Source organism: Thalassobacillus cyri, assembly GCF_900107755.1.
In the GTDB taxonomy this organism is placed as follows: Bacteria; Bacillota; Bacilli; order Bacillales; family Halobacillaceae; genus Thalassobacillus; species Thalassobacillus cyri.
Genome location: NZ_FNQR01000003.1, coordinates 43,210 through 59,645, shown reverse-complemented (window position 1 = coordinate 59,645; position 16,436 = coordinate 43,210). Strand labels below are relative to the sequence as shown.

The 16,436-nt window shown below is 42.3% G+C and carries 17 protein-coding genes; 12 read left to right on the top strand and 5 right to left on the bottom strand.

Annotated elements, in window-relative coordinates:
* Nucleotides 1-155: 155 nt before the first annotated feature.
* Together typA and BLV00_RS04415 are read left to right on the top strand one after the other, a co-directional pair.
* On the top strand, nucleotides 156-2,003 hold the full coding sequence (typA, locus tag BLV00_RS04420; protein ID WP_093042835.1) for a translational GTPase TypA: 1,848 nt from the start codon (nucleotides 156-158) through the stop codon (nucleotides 2,001-2,003).
* Between the two features lie 164 nt (nucleotides 2,004-2,167).
* Nucleotides 2,168-2,587, top strand: a complete 420-nt coding sequence (locus BLV00_RS04415) for a DUF4064 domain-containing protein (protein ID WP_093042833.1) — start codon at nucleotides 2,168-2,170, stop codon at nucleotides 2,585-2,587.
* A gap of 560 nt (nucleotides 2,588-3,147) precedes the next feature.
* On the opposite strand, the gene BLV00_RS04410 is transcribed toward BLV00_RS04415, so the two are convergent.
* From BLV00_RS04410 to BLV00_RS04400, 3 genes are all read right to left on the bottom strand, one after another.
* Nucleotides 3,148-3,336, bottom strand: coding sequence for a CsbD family protein (locus BLV00_RS04410; RefSeq protein ID WP_093042831.1), 189 nt, complete (start codon nucleotides 3,334-3,336; stop codon nucleotides 3,148-3,150).
* Between the two features lie 98 nt (nucleotides 3,337-3,434).
* On the bottom strand, nucleotides 3,435-4,121 hold the full coding sequence (gene bshB2, locus BLV00_RS04405; RefSeq protein WP_176791319.1) for a bacillithiol biosynthesis deacetylase BshB2: 687 nt from the start codon (nucleotides 4,119-4,121) through the stop codon (nucleotides 3,435-3,437).
* A 101-nt stretch (nucleotides 4,122-4,222) separates the two neighbouring features.
* Nucleotides 4,223-5,218 (bottom strand): potassium channel family protein, encoded by a 996-nt coding sequence (locus BLV00_RS04400; RefSeq protein ID WP_093042829.1) that lies wholly within the window; start codon nucleotides 5,216-5,218, stop codon nucleotides 4,223-4,225.
* Nucleotides 5,219-5,368: 150 nt separating this feature from the next.
* On the opposite strand from BLV00_RS04400, the gene nadE reads away from it, so the two are divergent.
* Together nadE and BLV00_RS04390 are read left to right on the top strand one after the other, a co-directional pair.
* Nucleotides 5,369-6,112, top strand: coding sequence for an NAD(+) synthase (nadE, locus tag BLV00_RS04395; protein WP_093043396.1), 744 nt, complete (start codon nucleotides 5,369-5,371; stop codon nucleotides 6,110-6,112).
* A gap of 15 nt (nucleotides 6,113-6,127) precedes the next feature.
* A complete protein-coding gene (locus tag BLV00_RS04390) occupies nucleotides 6,128-6,688 on the top strand; it encodes a cysteine hydrolase family protein (protein ID WP_093042827.1) in 561 nt (186 codons plus the stop codon).
* Nucleotides 6,689-6,850: 162 nt separating this feature from the next.
* Here BLV00_RS04390 and BLV00_RS21865 read toward each other — a convergent pair whose 3' ends face one another.
* Nucleotides 6,851-7,009: a hypothetical protein gene (locus BLV00_RS21865; RefSeq protein WP_176791318.1), complete on the bottom strand. Its 159-nt coding sequence runs from the start codon at nucleotides 7,007-7,009 to the stop codon at nucleotides 6,851-6,853.
* Nucleotides 7,010-7,239: 230 nt separating this feature from the next.
* Here BLV00_RS21865 and BLV00_RS04385 point away from each other — a divergent pair, with 230 nt between their 5' ends.
* The 6 genes from BLV00_RS04385 to BLV00_RS04360 all read left to right on the top strand — a co-directional run bounded on the left by BLV00_RS04385 (nucleotide 7,240) and on the right by BLV00_RS04360 (nucleotide 13,307).
* Nucleotides 7,240-7,479: a DUF3006 domain-containing protein gene (locus BLV00_RS04385; protein WP_245728818.1), complete on the top strand. Its 240-nt coding sequence runs from the start codon at nucleotides 7,240-7,242 to the stop codon at nucleotides 7,477-7,479.
* Nucleotides 7,480-7,705: 226 nt separating this feature from the next.
* Nucleotides 7,706-8,278, top strand: coding sequence for a sulfurtransferase TusA family protein (locus BLV00_RS04380; RefSeq protein WP_093042825.1), 573 nt, complete (start codon nucleotides 7,706-7,708; stop codon nucleotides 8,276-8,278).
* Between the two features lie 13 nt (nucleotides 8,279-8,291).
* Nucleotides 8,292-8,681 (top strand): DsrE/DsrF/DrsH-like family protein, encoded by a 390-nt coding sequence (locus tag BLV00_RS04375; protein ID WP_093042823.1) that lies wholly within the window; start codon nucleotides 8,292-8,294, stop codon nucleotides 8,679-8,681.
* A gap of 17 nt (nucleotides 8,682-8,698) precedes the next feature.
* Complete coding sequence (locus BLV00_RS04370; RefSeq protein WP_093042821.1) at nucleotides 8,699-9,835, top strand: MBL fold metallo-hydrolase; 1,137 nt, start codon at nucleotides 8,699-8,701, stop codon at nucleotides 9,833-9,835.
* A 241-nt stretch (nucleotides 9,836-10,076) separates the two neighbouring features.
* Nucleotides 10,077-12,254, top strand: a complete 2,178-nt coding sequence (locus BLV00_RS04365) for an ATP-dependent helicase (RefSeq protein ID WP_093042819.1) — start codon at nucleotides 10,077-10,079, stop codon at nucleotides 12,252-12,254.
* Nucleotides 12,255-12,314: 60 nt separating this feature from the next.
* A complete protein-coding gene (locus tag BLV00_RS04360) occupies nucleotides 12,315-13,307 on the top strand; it encodes a sodium:calcium antiporter (protein ID WP_093042817.1) in 993 nt (330 codons plus the stop codon).
* A 43-nt stretch (nucleotides 13,308-13,350) separates the two neighbouring features.
* On the opposite strand, the gene BLV00_RS04355 is transcribed toward BLV00_RS04360, so the two are convergent.
* Nucleotides 13,351-14,538 (bottom strand): M14 family metallopeptidase, encoded by a 1,188-nt coding sequence (locus BLV00_RS04355; protein ID WP_093042815.1) that lies wholly within the window; start codon nucleotides 14,536-14,538, stop codon nucleotides 13,351-13,353.
* 264 nt (nucleotides 14,539-14,802) lie between these two features.
* Here BLV00_RS04355 and BLV00_RS04350 point away from each other — a divergent pair, with 264 nt between their 5' ends.
* Both BLV00_RS04350 and BLV00_RS04345 read left to right on the top strand, forming a co-directional pair.
* Nucleotides 14,803-15,039 (top strand): group-specific protein, encoded by a 237-nt coding sequence (locus BLV00_RS04350; protein WP_093042813.1) that lies wholly within the window; start codon nucleotides 14,803-14,805, stop codon nucleotides 15,037-15,039.
* 163 nt (nucleotides 15,040-15,202) lie between these two features.
* Nucleotides 15,203-16,372 (top strand): FtsW/RodA/SpoVE family cell cycle protein, encoded by a 1,170-nt coding sequence (locus BLV00_RS04345; RefSeq protein ID WP_093042811.1) that lies wholly within the window; start codon nucleotides 15,203-15,205, stop codon nucleotides 16,370-16,372.
* The last annotated feature ends 64 nt before the right edge of the window (nucleotides 16,373-16,436 follow it).

Genomic DNA, 16,436 nt, shown 5'->3' with positions numbered 1-16,436 from the left:
TTAGTGTGTTATAATAGAAAAGTTGAATAATTTTTGTGCTTTAAGTAGATTTAACTCAAATAAAAGGATTCATGTACAGAAAGACTAATGCTTTTGCTATAAGGACTTGGCGACAAGCTAAGTTTTTCTAACTGTTAAAGAGGAGTGTGTGCACCATGCAACACAGAAACGATATTCGTAACGTCGCGATCATCGCCCACGTCGATCACGGTAAAACTACTTTAGTGGATCAGCTGCTACGCTATTCCGGTACGTTCCGTGACAATGAGCAAGTGGACGAACGCGCAATGGATTCCAACGATTTAGAAAGAGAACGCGGCATTACTATTTTAGCTAAAAATACCGCGATTAATTATAACGATACTCGTATTAATATTATGGATACACCAGGTCACGCTGACTTTGGTGGTGAAGTAGAACGGATCATGAAAATGGTCGATGGTGTTTTGCTTGTCGTAGATGCTTATGAAGGGTGTATGCCTCAGACTCGCTTTGTATTGAAAAAAGCGCTGGAACAAAAATTGACTCCTGTAGTCGTATTGAATAAAATTGACCGCCCGAGTGCCCGTCCTGATGAAGTCGTAGATGAAGTCCTGGACCTTTTCATTGAGCTTGGCGCCGATGAAGATCAATTGGAATTCCCGGTTGTTTACGCATCTGCCTTGAATGGTACTTCCAGTGAAGAACCTGAGCTGGATACTCAGAAAGAAACGATGGACCCGGTGTTTACGACCATTATGGATAATATCCCGGCACCGGACGAGAATTCAGACGAGCCATTGCAATTCCAGGTGACTTTGCTTGATTATAATGACTACGTCGGACGTATTGGTATCGGTCGTATTTTCCGCGGCAGTATCAAAGTCGGCCAGTCGGTTGTATTGATGAAAAAAGATGGATCTGTCAAAAACTTCCGCGTGACGAAATTGTTCGGCTTCATAGGCTTGAAGCGAATTGAAATCCAGGAAGCACAAGCTGGAGACATCGTCGCGATTTCTGGTATGGAAGACATCAACGTAGGGGAAACCATCTGTCCTCCTGATCATCAAGAGGCAATGGAGATCCCTCGAATTGATGAGCCGACCCTTGAAATGACTTTCCTTGTCAACAACAGTCCATTTGCCGGACGCGAAGGTAAGTATGTAACTTCCCGTCAAATTGAAGAGCGTTTGATGACACAATTAGAGACAGATGTCAGTTTGCGTGTAACACCAACCGAATCTCCGGATGTCTGGACAGTCTCAGGCCGTGGCGAACTTCACCTTTCTATTTTAGTAGAAAATATGCGTCGTGAAGGATTTGAATTGCAGCTATCCAAGCCAAAAGTCATCCTGAAGGAAGTCGATGGCGTTACTTGTGAACCGGTTGAACGTGTTCAGATTGATGTACCGGAAGACTACCAGGGCGCTGTCATGGAATCTATTGGTTATCGTAAAGGTGAAATGCAAGATATGGTCAATGATGGCAACGGGCAAGTCCGTTTGGAATTCTTAGTACCTTCACGTGGCTTGATCGGCTACACGACTGAATTCTTATCACAGACTCGTGGCTATGGAATCCTGAATCACACGTTTGATGGCTATGCTCCACTTGTCCAGGGACAAGTAGGCGGTCGTCGACAAGGTGTACTTGTTTCCCTCGATAAAGGGAAAGCATCTACGTATGGTATCATGAACCTCGAAGACCGTGGTACAATTTTTGTCGAGCCTGGTACAGAGGTGTATGAAGGGATGGTGGTCGGAGAGCATAACCGTGATAATGACTTGACAGTCAATATTACGAAAGAAAAGCACTTGACCAATATCCGTTCCGCTAACAAAGATACGACGAATACTATTAAAAAGACACGTAAGCTAACGCTTGAAGAAGCGATCGAATACCTGGATGATGACGAGTACTGTGAGGTTACTCCAGAATCCATCCGTATCCGTAAAAAGATCTTGAACAAGAACGAGCGTGAGAAAGAAGCGAAGAAGAAGAAGCTTCAAAATGTTGAAAAGTAATCAAAAAGCCCACCCGACTGAGTAATCCGGTCGGGGGGCTTTTTTATATTTGAGATTAATTTATCAGTCTTTCTGCTGAAAAAATCACGGACTGATATGATACTCTGTTTAATAATAGACTGAAATGACTATGAAAAATTTTATAAAGGGGAGAAGAACGCAATATGAAACGTACAGCTGAAATCGTCCTGACGGGAATCGGGGTCGTTCTATACGGATTGATTGCCGGAATGCTGAGTATTGTTGTAAATGTTAAAGACAACCCTGAATTCCGGGAAAGTCTGGAAGGTACGATACAACAAGATCCGGAGGCAAATCTGGAGGAGATTAATGTCGATCAGATGATAGAAGGGATCGCGGATGGAGCGATGATCATTATTATTACGGGTATAATTGCCTTATTGATCGGGGTCGTAGCCATTTATTTTATCAAGGGGAATAAAAAGCCGAAACTTGCAGGTATATTATTGATTGTTACAGCAGTAATCGCAACGGTAATAACAGTCGGTGTCGGAGTGGTGGCCGGCTTGTTCTATATTGTAGCTGGGATAATAGGGATTGTCCGTAAACCCAAACCATTATGAAAATAAATGTAGTTTGGGTTAAAAAAGGCTTTGTTAATTAGATGGCAGTGTTGATGTTACAGTTAAGCTCCCTTTAATTGAAGATTCAATTTCGAGAGAAACGGTTTCCGTTTTCCCTGCCACCATATGATTGTGAGAATCTCAAAACGTCTATCAAGAATAGTGTGCTTTTGAACCAGAAAGTACGATCAGTCCGTGATTGTGATAGGATATCACTCAAACATTATATAAGGACATTCAAGGGTGATTTCGATAATCTTTTGTGGCAAGGGGCGTAGGGGAACGGGGGACTCCAACGGAAATAGAGTTCCAGGTGAGACCCTACAGAGCGTCAGCTTGAGGAGGCTCAGCGAACTCCCGTGGAAAGCGACTCGTTCCCCTACGTCCCTTCCCTTCTTACAATATCTCGAAATCAAGTCTTCGACTTTACGGCCCTTTAATTGAGTAAGGCTCTTATAAAATTAAACAACAGAGCCTTTCAATAAAAAAGCAGTTCAGTTAAAGGGTACAAAGTGTATGTTGCACCCCCAAAATGAACTACTTGATTGGTAGGAGATTGCCTATTTATTATCGAACTTATCTTTCATCTGACCGCTCTTCTTTTGAAATTCACCTTTATCTTTCTCATTTTTACCTTCTGCCTGCATCTTCGGATCATTTTTAGCATTACCTGCCTGGTCCTTCATTTCACCTTTTGCTTTTGAAACGCCTGCTTTTACTTTATCGCTGAGCCCTTTTTTATCTGCCATTGGTAACATGCTCCTTTCCGAATAATGATATTAATTGTTTACCCTGCTGATAGGAAGGTGAAACAATACAAAGAAAATGCTGCCCTTCTGGACAGCATTTATTTTACCTGATCATTTTCCCATTTATAGCTGTAGAAGCTTTCCTTCGTGACCCACTTCAATGCTTCTGGATCATTGACTTTCATACCTTCTTCAATCATTTCCAGGATGCGGGCCGTTTGAGAAATATGGGCGCGCATGGCATCCAGTTTTTGTTCTTTGACCGCTTCAATATCATTGATGACATCCGGTGCGCCTAATTCCTCATAGGTGTTATTGGCAAAAGCCAGACAATGGAGTTTCGGACGTTCAGCCGGATCAAATTCACGGACAGCCCGGATGACCGCCCTTGCGGTAGCTTCGTGGTCTGGATGGACGGCGTAGCCTGGATAAAACGTAATAATCAATGAAGGATGAAGTTCAAGGATCAAATCACGAACCAGCTGGGTCATTTTTTCATCATCTTCAAATTCTAATGTTTTATCGCGGAAACCCATCATTCGCAAGTCTTCAAGCCCCATCGCTTTCGCGGCCAGCTTCAATTCCTCTTTCCTGATTAGCGGCAGGGTTTCGCGGTTGGCAAACTGCGGCTTTCCAAGATTCCTTCCCATTTCACCCAAGGTTAAGCAAGCATAAGTCAATGGTGTTCCCTGGTTGATATAAGAGGCGATGGTACCTGATACACCGAAAGCTTCATCATCTGGATGGGGGAATATGACAAGCACTTGCCGTTCTTTTTCTATCATAATCAGCACTCCTTTAAAACGACTGCAAATAATTAATTATCTGTCTGTTATTATCCCGCAGGATGAAAAGTTTTTAAAGTCATTTGTTCCAAGGAGGTTGATTATGCTGTAGTTTTCTGCTTGAAGGATTTGATATTATCGGAATTACCGAATATGATCAATATATCTTCAGGTTGAATAGATAAATCTTTATCCGCTAAACTGATAAATTCTCCTTCACGTTGAACGCCTAGGATCGAAACACCGTACTCCTTATGCAAAGGCAATTCGGTCACTTTATTGTTGGTAAGGAAAGAGCCGTGAGAAATTTTTATTTCTTCCACTTGATAGTGATCGGATTCAGCATGAATGATGGAATCAATGTAATGCATGCTGGTCGGTTTAATCATGGAAAGTGCCATTCTTCTTCCGCCAAGGTCGCTGGTGTTTACAACATGATCAGCTCCCGCCCGTTTAATTTTATCTTCCGTTTCAAATGCTTCTGCTCTTACAATCGCTTCGATATCCTCATTCAATCCCTTGGCTGTCAGCGTGATAAATACATTAGTCGCATCATCGGCTGTTGTAATGACGATACCTTTTGCTTTCTCTATTCCTGCATGCTCAAGTACCGCATTCTTTTTAGCATCTGCAATGATATAAGGGATGTCTTCCGGGATTCCTTCTACAGCTCCCTCGTCATTATCGACGATGACTGCCTGATAATTGTGCTGGGAGAATTCTTTCACCACTTGCTCCCCGACACGACCATATCCACAAATGATATAGTGATCGTTCATTCGACTGATTTGCTTATCCATCTTTTTTCTCTCCCACTTTTTTGATAGTCGACCTTCAATCATGGATGCTGCGATAAATGTCAATAAGTAAGTTGAAAACCCCATCGTTACAGGGATTAAAAACATAGCAAAAATTTTCCCTGCATTGCTGACTGGCACCATATCCCCATAACCGATTGCCAGTACAGAGACGATTGTCATCCAGAAACTTTCGAAAAATGTATAGTTCTCCACCTGCATGAACACGAGGGTCATGATTAATATTAAAGTAGCTAATGTCATGCTGAATTGAATAGCGCGCTTAAACCTAATAGGCATACTCTCCCCCCTAACATGACAAATCTTTATACGAATATTGCCTTTCCGATCAATAGGTAAACATGAATGTTTAGAATCACGGTATTTAAGGAACTTATTGTTATAGAAATAGAGGCTATAGACCTAAATAAGGAGAGATATAGTATGAACATGGAAAAACGAGTAGACCACTTGGTTTCATGGATAAGACAACAAGTGAACGATGCCGGATTGAATGGTGCATTAGTCGGTGTGAGCGGCGGTATCGATTCTGCGGTTGTGGCTTACTTGATCAAGCAGGCATTTCCTGAAGATTCTATTGGAGTAATCCTTCCAATTAATCAGCGTGTGGAGGATCAAAAAGACGCAATTGCAGTAGTAGAAGGAGCGAATCTAAAAAAGATCGGTATCGAATTGACGGAAAGTTATAAAACGACTTACAACGAAATACAGGAGCAACTACAAGGAAATCAGGATTGGAATGAAGAAAATGCCCAGTTGAATGGAGCTAACCTGCAGGCGAGGCTTCGGATGAGTACGCTCTATTCTGTTGCAGCCAATTACGGTTACCTGGTAGTGGGAACGGATAACGCTCCTGAGCATTACACCGGATATTTTACTAAATACGGGGATGGCGGTGTCGATCTTGTGCCTCTCATTCATATGACAAAGGGGGAAGTACGTGAAATGGCTCGCTATCTGAGAGTTCCTTCTCAAGTTGTGGAGAAAAAACCAAGTGCTGAGCTTTGGGAAGGTCAAACGGATGAAGAAGAAATGGGTGTTTCCTATCACACCATTGACGCTTATCTGAAAGGGGAACAGGTTGCTGAAAAAGATAAGGAAATCATTGAATCGCTCCATAAAAAGTCAGCTCATAAGCGGATCATGCCGGCTGAACCACCAAAATTCGAGTAGTAGAGGGTGTAATAGATGCAACAATCAAATACAGCATTACTCATTATCGATGTTATCAACAAAATGGATTTCGATGGAGGAGAAAACCTGCTTGAACATTCATTGGAAATTGCAGACAATCTGCGTGCTTTCAAACAGGAAGCCAAAGAAAAAGGCATCCCGGTCATTTATGTCAATGACAATTTCGGTCTCTGGCAGGATAATGCCACCGAAATCGTAGAAGAATGCAAAAAGGGGAGAGGGAATCCGCTTGTAGAGAAAATGGAGCCCGAGGAGGATGACTTTTTTGTCATTAAACCGAAGCATTCGGGTTTCTACGGCACCCAGTTAGATATACTTCTTGCTCAAATAGGAGTAGATCGTTTGATTTTAACAGGGACGACAGGAGATATGTGCGTATTGTTTACAGCAAACGGAGCCTATATGCGCGAATATGACCTTTATATTCCGAAGGACCTAGTCGTTTCAGAGGACAAAACGGATAATAAAAATGCGTTAAAAATTATGGAACGATCCTTATTCGCCGATATCTCTCCAGCTGCGGAGTTCGATTTTGATAAAGTGCTCAATAAGTAATAAAAGCGCAAGCGCCTTGCTCACCCCCCGAAAAGCTTAACCCAATCCTCGCCGTGACGTTTTGGGTCACAGAGAGGTTTGACTTAAGACCTCGAGGGGTAGGCGCTGGAGCTGGATGAGTAAGCATAAAAAAACCGTCTGTCATTTTGGACAGGCGGATTTTCATTTTACCATCATGCTTGGTATGGTTTGGATCACTAAGTGTTCGTTACGATTATCATCCTGGATTTTGATTTCGCCTTCTTCTCCTGTATCTGTATAACCGATGACACCGAAGCTGATCATGAAAATGATCAGTAAGGCTAATAATAGCGTGCGCACTGTTGTTCCTCCTTCATAATGTCTAAGTTCATTTTATACTAAAATAGGGAATAAGACGAGGGTTTTATTACGATTTCTTTACAAAAAAATAACGCATAAATACAAAAGTTTCGACAATTTTCCATTAAAAACCTGTTTCTAATTTTCTGACAAGGGTAGTGTTTAATAAGAGACATAATTATCTGGCTGATATCTCCAACTAATAACAAAGAGAGAGGGAGTTTATCTTAATGATTAACCAATACACCTTGGATCGTTTTGAAGGGTTCTACGCAGTTCTAGTGGACAAAGGAAACGAGCATAATGAATTGATGGTGTTGAAAGAGAGACTGATTGCTTTTGCTAAAGTAGGAGATACGTTAGCCATAGATTTTGACAGCATCGGAAACTTAAAACATGTGGAAATCATTCCAAAAGAAAAAGCGGATTCAGAAGAACCTGAAAAAGAAAAAGAATTGGAAGGTTTGTAAAATTATACTGCATTTATAATTATATTGGATCATTGCAAGCACACCATCCGGGAGTGCTTGTTTTTTTATTAGAAAATTTCACTTTGATAGAGGGTTAAAGTGTAAGAAAATACTAAGGCTTTTGCCATAAGTATTTGGCGACAAGCCAAGTTTTTCTAATGGGAAATGTCACTAAGCATAACAAGCTAAGAATCATCAATAATAATAACGAAAGGAGTGAGGCTAGTTGGAAGTTACCGTTAATAAGGTAGTTGATGCCAAAGGACTTGCCTGTCCGATGCCGATTGTAAAGACAAAAAAGGAAATAGATACTCTGGATCCTGGAATGGTTATGGAAATCCAGGCTACTGATAAAGGTTCCACAACAGATATTAAAGCATGGGCTGAAAATACCGGTCATCAGTACTTAGGATCGACTGAAGATGGTGATGTCTTTAAACATTACCTTAGAAAAGCCAGCGCTGAGGAAGAAAAAGCGGAAACGACGCATCAGGATATTACTTCCCTGGATGCCCTCTCGAAAAAAGTCGAAGGCGAAGAGAAAGTCACTGTCATTGATGTTCGGGAGCCCGCGGAATATGCTTTTGGCCATATCCCTGGGGCCGTCAATATTCCTCTTGATGAATTGGAGAACCGTTTTGATGAACTCGAAAAAAATGATGAAATCCATGTCATTTGTCGAACAGGAAACCGTAGTGATTTAGCGGCCCAGAAAATGGCCGGTAAAGGTTTCAGTAAAGTGAAAAATGTGGTGCCTGGCATGAAAGACTGGTCAGGACCGACAGCACAAACCAATTAGGAGGATTCAATAAATGAAGGTAGCTATCATAGCAGCTAATGGAGGCATGTTTGATGCTTATAAAGTATTCAACATTGCAACAGCAGCGGCAGCAACAGATGCTGAAGTGGGAATATTTTTTACGTTTGAAGGCTTGAATTTAATTCATAAGGAAGGTCACAAACAACTGCCGATGCCTGAGGGAACCGAGCACTTTCAGGAAGGGTTCCAGCGTGCAAATGTTCCTCCAGTAGAAGAGCTAGTCAGCATGGCAAGTGAAATGAATGTTAAAATGATCGCTTGCCAGATGACGATGGATGTTATGAGTCTAGAGAAGGAACATTTGGTGGAGGGCATCGATGTAGGCGGTGCTGCAAGCTTTTTGAACTTTGCCAGTGATGCTAATATTACACTGACCTTTTAAACGGAAGGAGATATGGAATGAGTATAGAACAACAAGTCAAGGAAGTTACCGTAAAGGAACTTACCAAAAAAATCTTGTCCGGTGATGATGTCTTCATTTTAGATGTCAGAAATACCGATGAATTTGATGATTGGAAAATTGAAGGGAAAAATGTAGAGGTTGTCAATAAGCCTTACTTTGAGTTATTAGAAGGTATTGATCCGGTCGTTAACCACTTGCCAAAGGATAAGCCGATCTATACGATTTGCGCTAAAGGTGGATCTTCGCAGTTTGTAGCTGAACAAATTGCCGAAGCTGGTTATGATAACGTATATTCGATTGCTGGAGGAATGAAAGCTTATAGCGAACATCTTGAACCAGTGGAAATCGGATCAGTCACAGGAGGTAGTCTGCTTCAGTTTGTTCGTATTGGAAAAGGATGTTTGTCCTATTTAATCGTATCAAATGGCAAGGGTGCAATGATTGACACTAACCGTATGCAGGAACCATATGAAGAGATGATTAAGGAGAAAGGCATTCAACTTACCCATGTATTTGATACGCATCTGCATGCCGACCATATTTCGGGAGGAAAGAAATTAGCCGATAAGCACCAGGCTGCTTATTATTTGCCACCAAAAGATGCGGACGAAGTGACTTACGATTATAACCCGCTGCATGATGGAGATGAATTCAAGGTAGGGGAAACGGTAATCAAAGCAGTTTATTCCCCGGGACATACAATAGGAAGCACGTCGTTCATCGTTGATGATCAGTATTTACTGACAGGAGATATCCTGTTCATCGATTCAATTGGACGACCTGACCTTGCTGGTAAAGCAGAAGACTGGGTAGCGGATTTGCGCAACACGCTTTATGAAAGGTATAAATCGTTGCCAGATAGTCTGACAGTACTTCCTGCCCACTATATGAGCATCAAAGAAATGAACGAGGATGGAAGCGTGTCGGAGAATCTTGGGACATTATATAAAGAGAACCACGGATTGAATATTGAGGATGAAAGCAAATTCCGAAGTGTGGTTACAGATAATTTGCCGCCACAGCCGAATAGCTATCAGGATATCAGAGAGACGAATATGGGGAAACAAAAACCAGAAACGGAAGCCCAGCGGGAAATGGAAATCGGACCGAACCGTTGTGCCATCCGTGAATAGCATGGAAAACCAGCCAATCCTTTTTGGGAAGGCTGGTTTTTATGTTTAAACGTTTTTATGAGACAAAAGTAAATGGAAGAGAGAAAACTTTCTGTTTTGTGAGAATTAGACGAAGAAAGAGAGCAAATTTTAAGACAGGAGAGAATGGTCCTGCATAATAAAGACATTAGCGTTCAGCCAAATGCATGCCCGCAATTATGATATAATACAAACAAATGTTCTAGACAAAGGCGGGGAGATGATGGAAGAGTTAATGACAGGATTGAACGAAGCGCAGCAACAGGCGGTTACTTCCACAGAAGGGTACATACGAGTCATTGCTGGTGCAGGCTCAGGAAAGACAAAAGCACTGACACATCGTTATGCATTCATCGCGAATGCATTAGGGATCGAACCTTCTAACATGCTATGTGTCACCTTCACAAATAAAGCAGCCCATGAAATGAGAAGGCGGGTCAAACAGTTAATTGGCGGGGAACAGGACACCGCCTTTATCACAACGTACCACGGTTTTTGCGTCCGTGTCCTGCGCGAGGATATTCACCGCCTGTTCTATCCGAAGAATTTCGTCATCATGGATGTCGAGGATCAAAAAGCTGTGTTAAGAGAAATTTTTGAGGATCTAGGTTTGAAATTGAATGATAAAACGTTCAAACGGCTGCTCGATAAAATCGGCATGCTGAAAGGAAACACCCACTATGTCCAGCAAATGGTCAAACGTGGAGAAATGATTGTAGAAGAAGCGGCTGACGATCTGGACGGGCGGATCATCCAATTATATTTAAAAAAGCAAAAGCGGGTGTTCGGTCTGGATTTTGATGATCTCATCAATTTTACCTTCGTCTTATTCAGTCAGTATCCAGAGGTTCTGGAAAAGTGGCAGGATCGGCTGTTTTATATCCAGGTCGATGAATTCCAGGACAGCAATGCCAAGCAGTTCGAATTGATACGTATGCTGGCGGAGAAGCACGGGAACTTATTTGTCGTCGGCGATCCGGATCAGACCATCTATGAGTGGCGTGGCGCCGATCCGAAATATATTGTGGATTTTCAGGAATATTTCCCTTCTGCAGAAACGATTTTCCTGAATCGGAACTACCGGTCGACCCCGGAAATTTTGGCTGTGGGCAATTCACTTATCAGACATAACTATTTTCGTGTGAATAAAGAAATGGTAACCGATAATGAGAGGGGATTGAAGGTTATCCATTACCATGGGAAAGATGAGCGGGAAGAAGCTGGATGGATAGTGGACAAAACCAAGCAATTAGTTGAAAAACAGGGGGACAGTTATAACGATATAGCAATTTTATATCGGGCGAACTACCTTTCACGCTTCATTGAACAAGTACTCATCAAAGAGAATATCGACTATACCATCTTTGGGGGCTTCAAGTTTTTCGATCGGATGGAAATAAAAGACGCTCTGGCTCATTTAAGGTTGATTGCGTTTGGAGATGATTTATCATTTTCCAGAATTGTCAATGTTCCTAAACGTCAAATCGGTAAGAAACGGATCCAATTTATAAGAGAAAGGGCAGAAGCAGAAGGGGCGACCCTGTATGATATCTTGAAAAAGTATGTCGACCACCCACGGCTACAGCGTACGGGAGCCAGGATATTCGTAGATACCATCGAGTCTTTAAAGGTTAAACGAAAAGAGTTGAATATCTCTGAACTGCTCCAGGAAACCTTGCAGCAGACAGGATATGAGGCTTATATCAGGGAAGATGGGGACCAGGACCGACTCGATAATCTGACCGAGCTGCTGCATTCGATTGTCCAATATGAACAGACATTGGGGGAGGATATCGAACTGGAAGAATATTTGCAGATGCTTACCCTCTATACGGAGCATGACAGAGAAGCCCAGGCGGAAACGGTAAAGATGATGACGATTCATACTGCAAAAGGACTTGAGTTTCCTTACGTCTTTATTGCAGGAATGACAGAAGGCGTTATTCCTAACGTGCGGACGCTGAGAGAACGAAAGGAGCGTGGGCTTGAAGAAGAACGACGGCTTGCTTATGTTGCAGTAACCAGAGCTGAAAAAGAATTATATATGACTGAATCGGAAGGGTTTCAAAGCGGAGGCCTGCAGAAATATCCTTCCCGGTTCATTTTTGAAATCGATGAAACGGATTACCAGCGAATTGGCCTGATTGATGAAGGATTGATTAAGGAAGTGAAGCAGTACCTCCAGGCTTACGCACATCCAGAACATGAAACAGGAAACGGGTTTGAGAAAGGCACACGTGTCAGGCATCCGGTGTTTGGGGAAGGGAATATCGAAAATATCGATGAGAAGAAGAATATTTATTTCATTTATTTTTATAAATTGAAGGCACCCCGGCCGATTAGCAGGAATTTCAAGAACCTGGAGAAGTTGGACGAACCTCAAAGCGGGCAGCAGCAATAAGCAAGGTTGATAAAACTTGGAGCGGGTATATACACGTAGATGATAAATGGAGGAGTCCTTATGATTTATTTTATTTTTTTAGTTGCTGCTGCTGCAACCATATTCCTTAGCATCAAGATATCTAATTATGTCGATGTCATTGATAAGAAATCTACGTTGAAAGCAGCGATTTTAGGCGTGCTGTTAGGCGGAGCTACATCGCTGCCAGAAGTGACGACCAGTGTCACTTCCATTGTGATTGACAATCCGGACATAGCAGTAGGTAATGTTATGGGAAGCAATTTGTTCAATCTGATGATTCTTGCTGTCATGGATGCGATCTTCAGAAAAGAACGCATTTTCAACCATGCTACCAATGAGAACCTTTATACGATGGGGCTGTTCATGCTGTTATCATTGACTGTCGTCGTCGCGATCATCTTCCCGATGCCTCCTGCTTTTTTCGGAGTAGGTTGGGAGTCCATCGCCATGGTTGCAATGTATATTGCTGGTATTAAGTTGATTTCAAAAGCAAATACCGATCACTCGCAGCGCAAGGCAGAAACCGGGCAGGAAGAATCTTATGGTGCTTACAAAAATATCACGCTGAAACGAGCGGTCATCGGATTTATCCTATCTGCTATCCTTATTTTAGCAGCTGGTTCTGCACTCACGATTTCCGCTGATAAAATCGCTGTTATTACCGGTCTGGGATCAAGCTTTGTCGGTACATTTCTCGTAGCCGCATCTACCTCTTTACCGGAGGCTGTATCGGTATTGGTGGCTGTTAAATTGAGAAACTATCCGTTAGCTATCGGTTCCATACTTGGAAGTAACCTGTTCAACCTCATGATTCTTGTCGGGACAGATGTATTGTATTGGAAACAAGCTATCCTTCAGGCAGTCAATAATACGCACGCTATCACTACGTTGAGTGCGATGGCTTTAGGTTTAGTGGCAATTTATCCAATTATCCGTGTCCAGGTGAAAAATACGTTGACCTATATTATGCCGTCAGTATTGATTATGATAGCGTATTTTGTATCGAGCTACCTGATTTACATCTATTCATAAGACAAATAAAAGGGCCTGCATCCCAACAGGTCCTTTCCATTTGTTACATATACATACTGGCCAGGAAGATACCGATGGCTTCCTGGTAGATTTCATCGAATTGTATCAATGGGAGCGGGTTCGTTCCTTTTCCTAATTCCACGGTGAAGCCCGGTCGCCTGTAATCCTGAATGAACCAATCTTTATAACCGGCGAAACTGTCAACATACTGAATCGGCCGGTAGCCGCTTACGCGCGCGAACTCATTGACGATCGTCTCTGATTCTGGTGGTTCCAGTCCCTCAAATCCCCAAAAGATCACTTTCCCTTGTGTATGGAAAGTAAGCATCTTAGCGAACTGCCTGTTCCCTGCCAGTTCTGCCATGGCGATGCTTTCCGGCTCCGTCAATGGCTGATAGCCTGGAAAGTCCCTTGGCCCTGGTTGATCTGGCTTTCTTTCAGCCTCTACGTCCCATTTTGCTGGATACTGATTATTTAAATCCACCCCGCGAATATTGGCCCTCCAGCCAGAAAAGTCTGTACTGCCATTATTGAGCTCAAGTACTTCCTCCCCGCGTGGCCCAGAAGGAGGACCGTTAATAACAAGGTCGACACCGTCCGGGTTGACCATGGGAACGATCGATAACGTAATCCGATCATAAAAGGGATTCATTTGTAAGCCGCGAATAGCCCCCTGATTAGTAAGGGAAAGCAGGTAATCATTCAGAAACATCATGATTACTGGAGTCGTTATCCATTCCTGCGCATGAAAAGAACCATTCCAATGAACGACTTGTGACCCACGTCCAATTAGCAATTCTGTCAATTCTTTTCCCATTATGCTGCGACCAATAGATTCTGTTCGGATGAACGGATATATACGGAACAGTTCTGCAAGATCCTGACCTAACGTAGAGGAGTCATAGGCTTGTTTGCCAAATACGACCCTTGAAGTAACTCTGGAGGGGATAGAAATCGACTGGCCAATCTGCAGGTTATTCGCGTTGATATTCTGGTTCAGCAAATAAAGGGCGTCAAGAGTGATATTACGGTCGGTCGCCAGTTTCCAAAATGTGTCCCCTCGCTGTATCTGGTAGCTGATACTTCTGTAGCCGGGAATGCGGATGGTCTGCCCGATAGTCAAAGCATTTGGGTTGATACGAGGATTAGAGTCGATAATCAAACGTAATGGGAGATTGAACATGCTGGCATAATACCAGAGGGTGTCACCTCTTCGTACAGAAATATCCATGCCATGACCTCCTGAAAAGATACTGTTACCAATGTATGTAGCAGACATGCCGTAAATGAACCGATCATGCTCATCAAATGTTTACATGCAACAGGTAAGTTTTTGCAGCTTCCATTATGGGTAAGGATGTAATAAGATTCGATAATAGTTATTTTTATACTTTAACTGTGTTAGGGGTTAAAGTATAAGAAATTACTAAGGCTTTCGCCATAAGTAATTGGCGACAAGCCGAATTTTCCCAATAAAAGATGGAGGTTGTTAATAATGGCAGAATGCAATATCGATCACGGTCAAAAAGATGTAAAAAAGAAATTGATCAGTCAGGAAGAATTTCTACCTGATGATTTGGTTGTGAAGATGCATATGTACTTGAAAGATATCCGTCCTCAAGAAGAATTGAATGAAGTATTCCATCTCTTGAAAAAATACGACACGGCATCCGGCCAAGAACGCGAGGAAAGAAATGAAAAGCTTCGCAAATATGTAGCAGAAATCGAATGATTGAGTACTAAGCAGCATTACGAAATCCCTGTAATGCTGCTTTTAATTGGAAGCATTGTTAATAATAACGAAAACTGTTGCAAAACTGTTTCAACGTCCTTAATATTGTAATAGAATCTTTAATTATAGACATCATTTTGAAAAAATCTTGAGGATGGTTTGAATGACTTTTGAAGAGCGCTTTGACTGGCGCCTATTTTTTATTATGTTGGCCTTGTTTACCATCAGTTGTGTTGCCATTTACAGTGCCATACAGACCAATCAATATTCCGATAATTTCGTACTGCGCCAAATCATGTGGTATATACTTGGAAGCATGATTATTGCTGGAATGCTCATGATCGAACCCATTCAATATAAAGGGTTGAGCTGGTATCTTTATGGAGCAGGAACACTCATGCTTGCGATGCTGGTTGTAGCCCCGTCGAGTATTGCCCCGGTAATTAATGGCCAAAAGAGCTGGTTTTTGCTGCCAGGTATCGGTTCTATACAGCCGTCAGAATTCATGAAAATATTTACGATTCTTGTGTTAAGCAGGGTTATCGTCAATCACAATAAAAGCAACCAATTCAAGACTACGAAAACGGATTTTTACCTGCTGTTGAAAATTATGGGAGTTACAGGGCTTCCGGTTTTGCTCATCATGCAGCAGCCGGATTTTGGGACAGCATTAGTGTTTTTAGGTATCATGTCCGGGATGATTATCGTAGCAGGAATCACCTGGAAGTTGATTTTGCCGATTTACGGTGTAATTGGAGCTGTAGGAGGCTCAGTCCTTTATTTAGTGATCCAGGCTCCGGAAATATTGAGGGAGTATCTGGGAATTAAGGAATATCAACTGGGCAGGATTTATGCCTGGCTCGAACCTTACAAATATCAATCAGGAGACGGCTATCATCTGATCAAATCCTTACAGGCCATCGGCTCAGGAATGTTGACCGGAAAAGGTTTTGGCGATGGGGAAGTGTACATCCCGGAAAGCCATACCGATTTCATTTTCGCTGTCATAGGCGAGGAATTCGGCTTTGTCGGCAGCTGCCTTGTCATTTTGGTATTCTTTTTATTGATTTATCATCTGATCCAGCTGGCTATTCGGGCAAACTATTCTTTTAGTGCGTATGTATGTGTCGGAGTCGTCAGTATGATCACGTTCCATGTATTCCAAAACATCGGCATGACTGTCCAGCTTTTGCCGATTACAGGAATTCCTTTGCCATTTATCAGTTATGGAGGGAGCTCGCTGCTTGCTAATCTGATGGCGATTGGCCTGGCGTTCGCTGTTCATTTCCATCAGCGCGAGTTTATGTTCGGAGATAACAATTTACAGGATTAATTTAAAAGAAAGGATACCGATTCAGGCATCCTTCCTTTTTTATGTATGGCTCTGTTAAATCCCA

What these genes read in the sequence shown, in the direction of transcription:
- typA (WP_093042835.1), top strand. Translation starts at nt 156, where the DNA reads ATGCAACACAGAAACGATATTCGTAACGTCGCGATCATCGCCCACGTC.
- BLV00_RS04415 (WP_093042833.1), top strand. Translation starts at nt 2,168, where the DNA reads ATGAAACGTACAGCTGAAATCGTCCTGACGGGAATCGGGGTCGTTCTA.
- BLV00_RS04410 (WP_093042831.1), bottom strand. Translation starts at nt 3,336, where the DNA reads ATGGCAGATAAAAAAGGGCTCAGCGATAAAGTAAAAGCAGGCGTTTCA.
- bshB2 (WP_176791319.1), bottom strand. Translation starts at nt 4,121, where the DNA reads ATGATAGAAAAAGAACGGCAAGTGCTTGTCATATTCCCCCATCCAGAT.
- BLV00_RS04400 (WP_093042829.1), bottom strand. Translation starts at nt 5,218, where the DNA reads ATGCCTATTAGGTTTAAGCGCGCTATTCAATTCAGCATGACATTAGCT.
- nadE (WP_093043396.1), top strand. Translation starts at nt 5,369, where the DNA reads ATGGAAAAACGAGTAGACCACTTGGTTTCATGGATAAGACAACAAGTG.
- BLV00_RS04390 (WP_093042827.1), top strand. Translation starts at nt 6,128, where the DNA reads ATGCAACAATCAAATACAGCATTACTCATTATCGATGTTATCAACAAA.
- BLV00_RS04385 (WP_245728818.1), top strand. Translation starts at nt 7,240, where the DNA reads ATGATTAACCAATACACCTTGGATCGTTTTGAAGGGTTCTACGCAGTT.
- BLV00_RS04375 (WP_093042823.1), top strand. Translation starts at nt 8,292, where the DNA reads ATGAAGGTAGCTATCATAGCAGCTAATGGAGGCATGTTTGATGCTTAT.
- BLV00_RS04370 (WP_093042821.1), top strand. Translation starts at nt 8,699, where the DNA reads ATGAGTATAGAACAACAAGTCAAGGAAGTTACCGTAAAGGAACTTACC.
- BLV00_RS04365 (WP_093042819.1), top strand. Translation starts at nt 10,077, where the DNA reads ATGGAAGAGTTAATGACAGGATTGAACGAAGCGCAGCAACAGGCGGTT.
- BLV00_RS04360 (WP_093042817.1), top strand. Translation starts at nt 12,315, where the DNA reads ATGATTTATTTTATTTTTTTAGTTGCTGCTGCTGCAACCATATTCCTT.
- BLV00_RS04355 (WP_093042815.1), bottom strand. Translation starts at nt 14,538, where the DNA reads ATGGATATTTCTGTACGAAGAGGTGACACCCTCTGGTATTATGCCAGC.
- BLV00_RS04350 (WP_093042813.1), top strand. Translation starts at nt 14,803, where the DNA reads ATGGCAGAATGCAATATCGATCACGGTCAAAAAGATGTAAAAAAGAAA.
- BLV00_RS04345 (WP_093042811.1), top strand. Translation starts at nt 15,203, where the DNA reads ATGACTTTTGAAGAGCGCTTTGACTGGCGCCTATTTTTTATTATGTTG.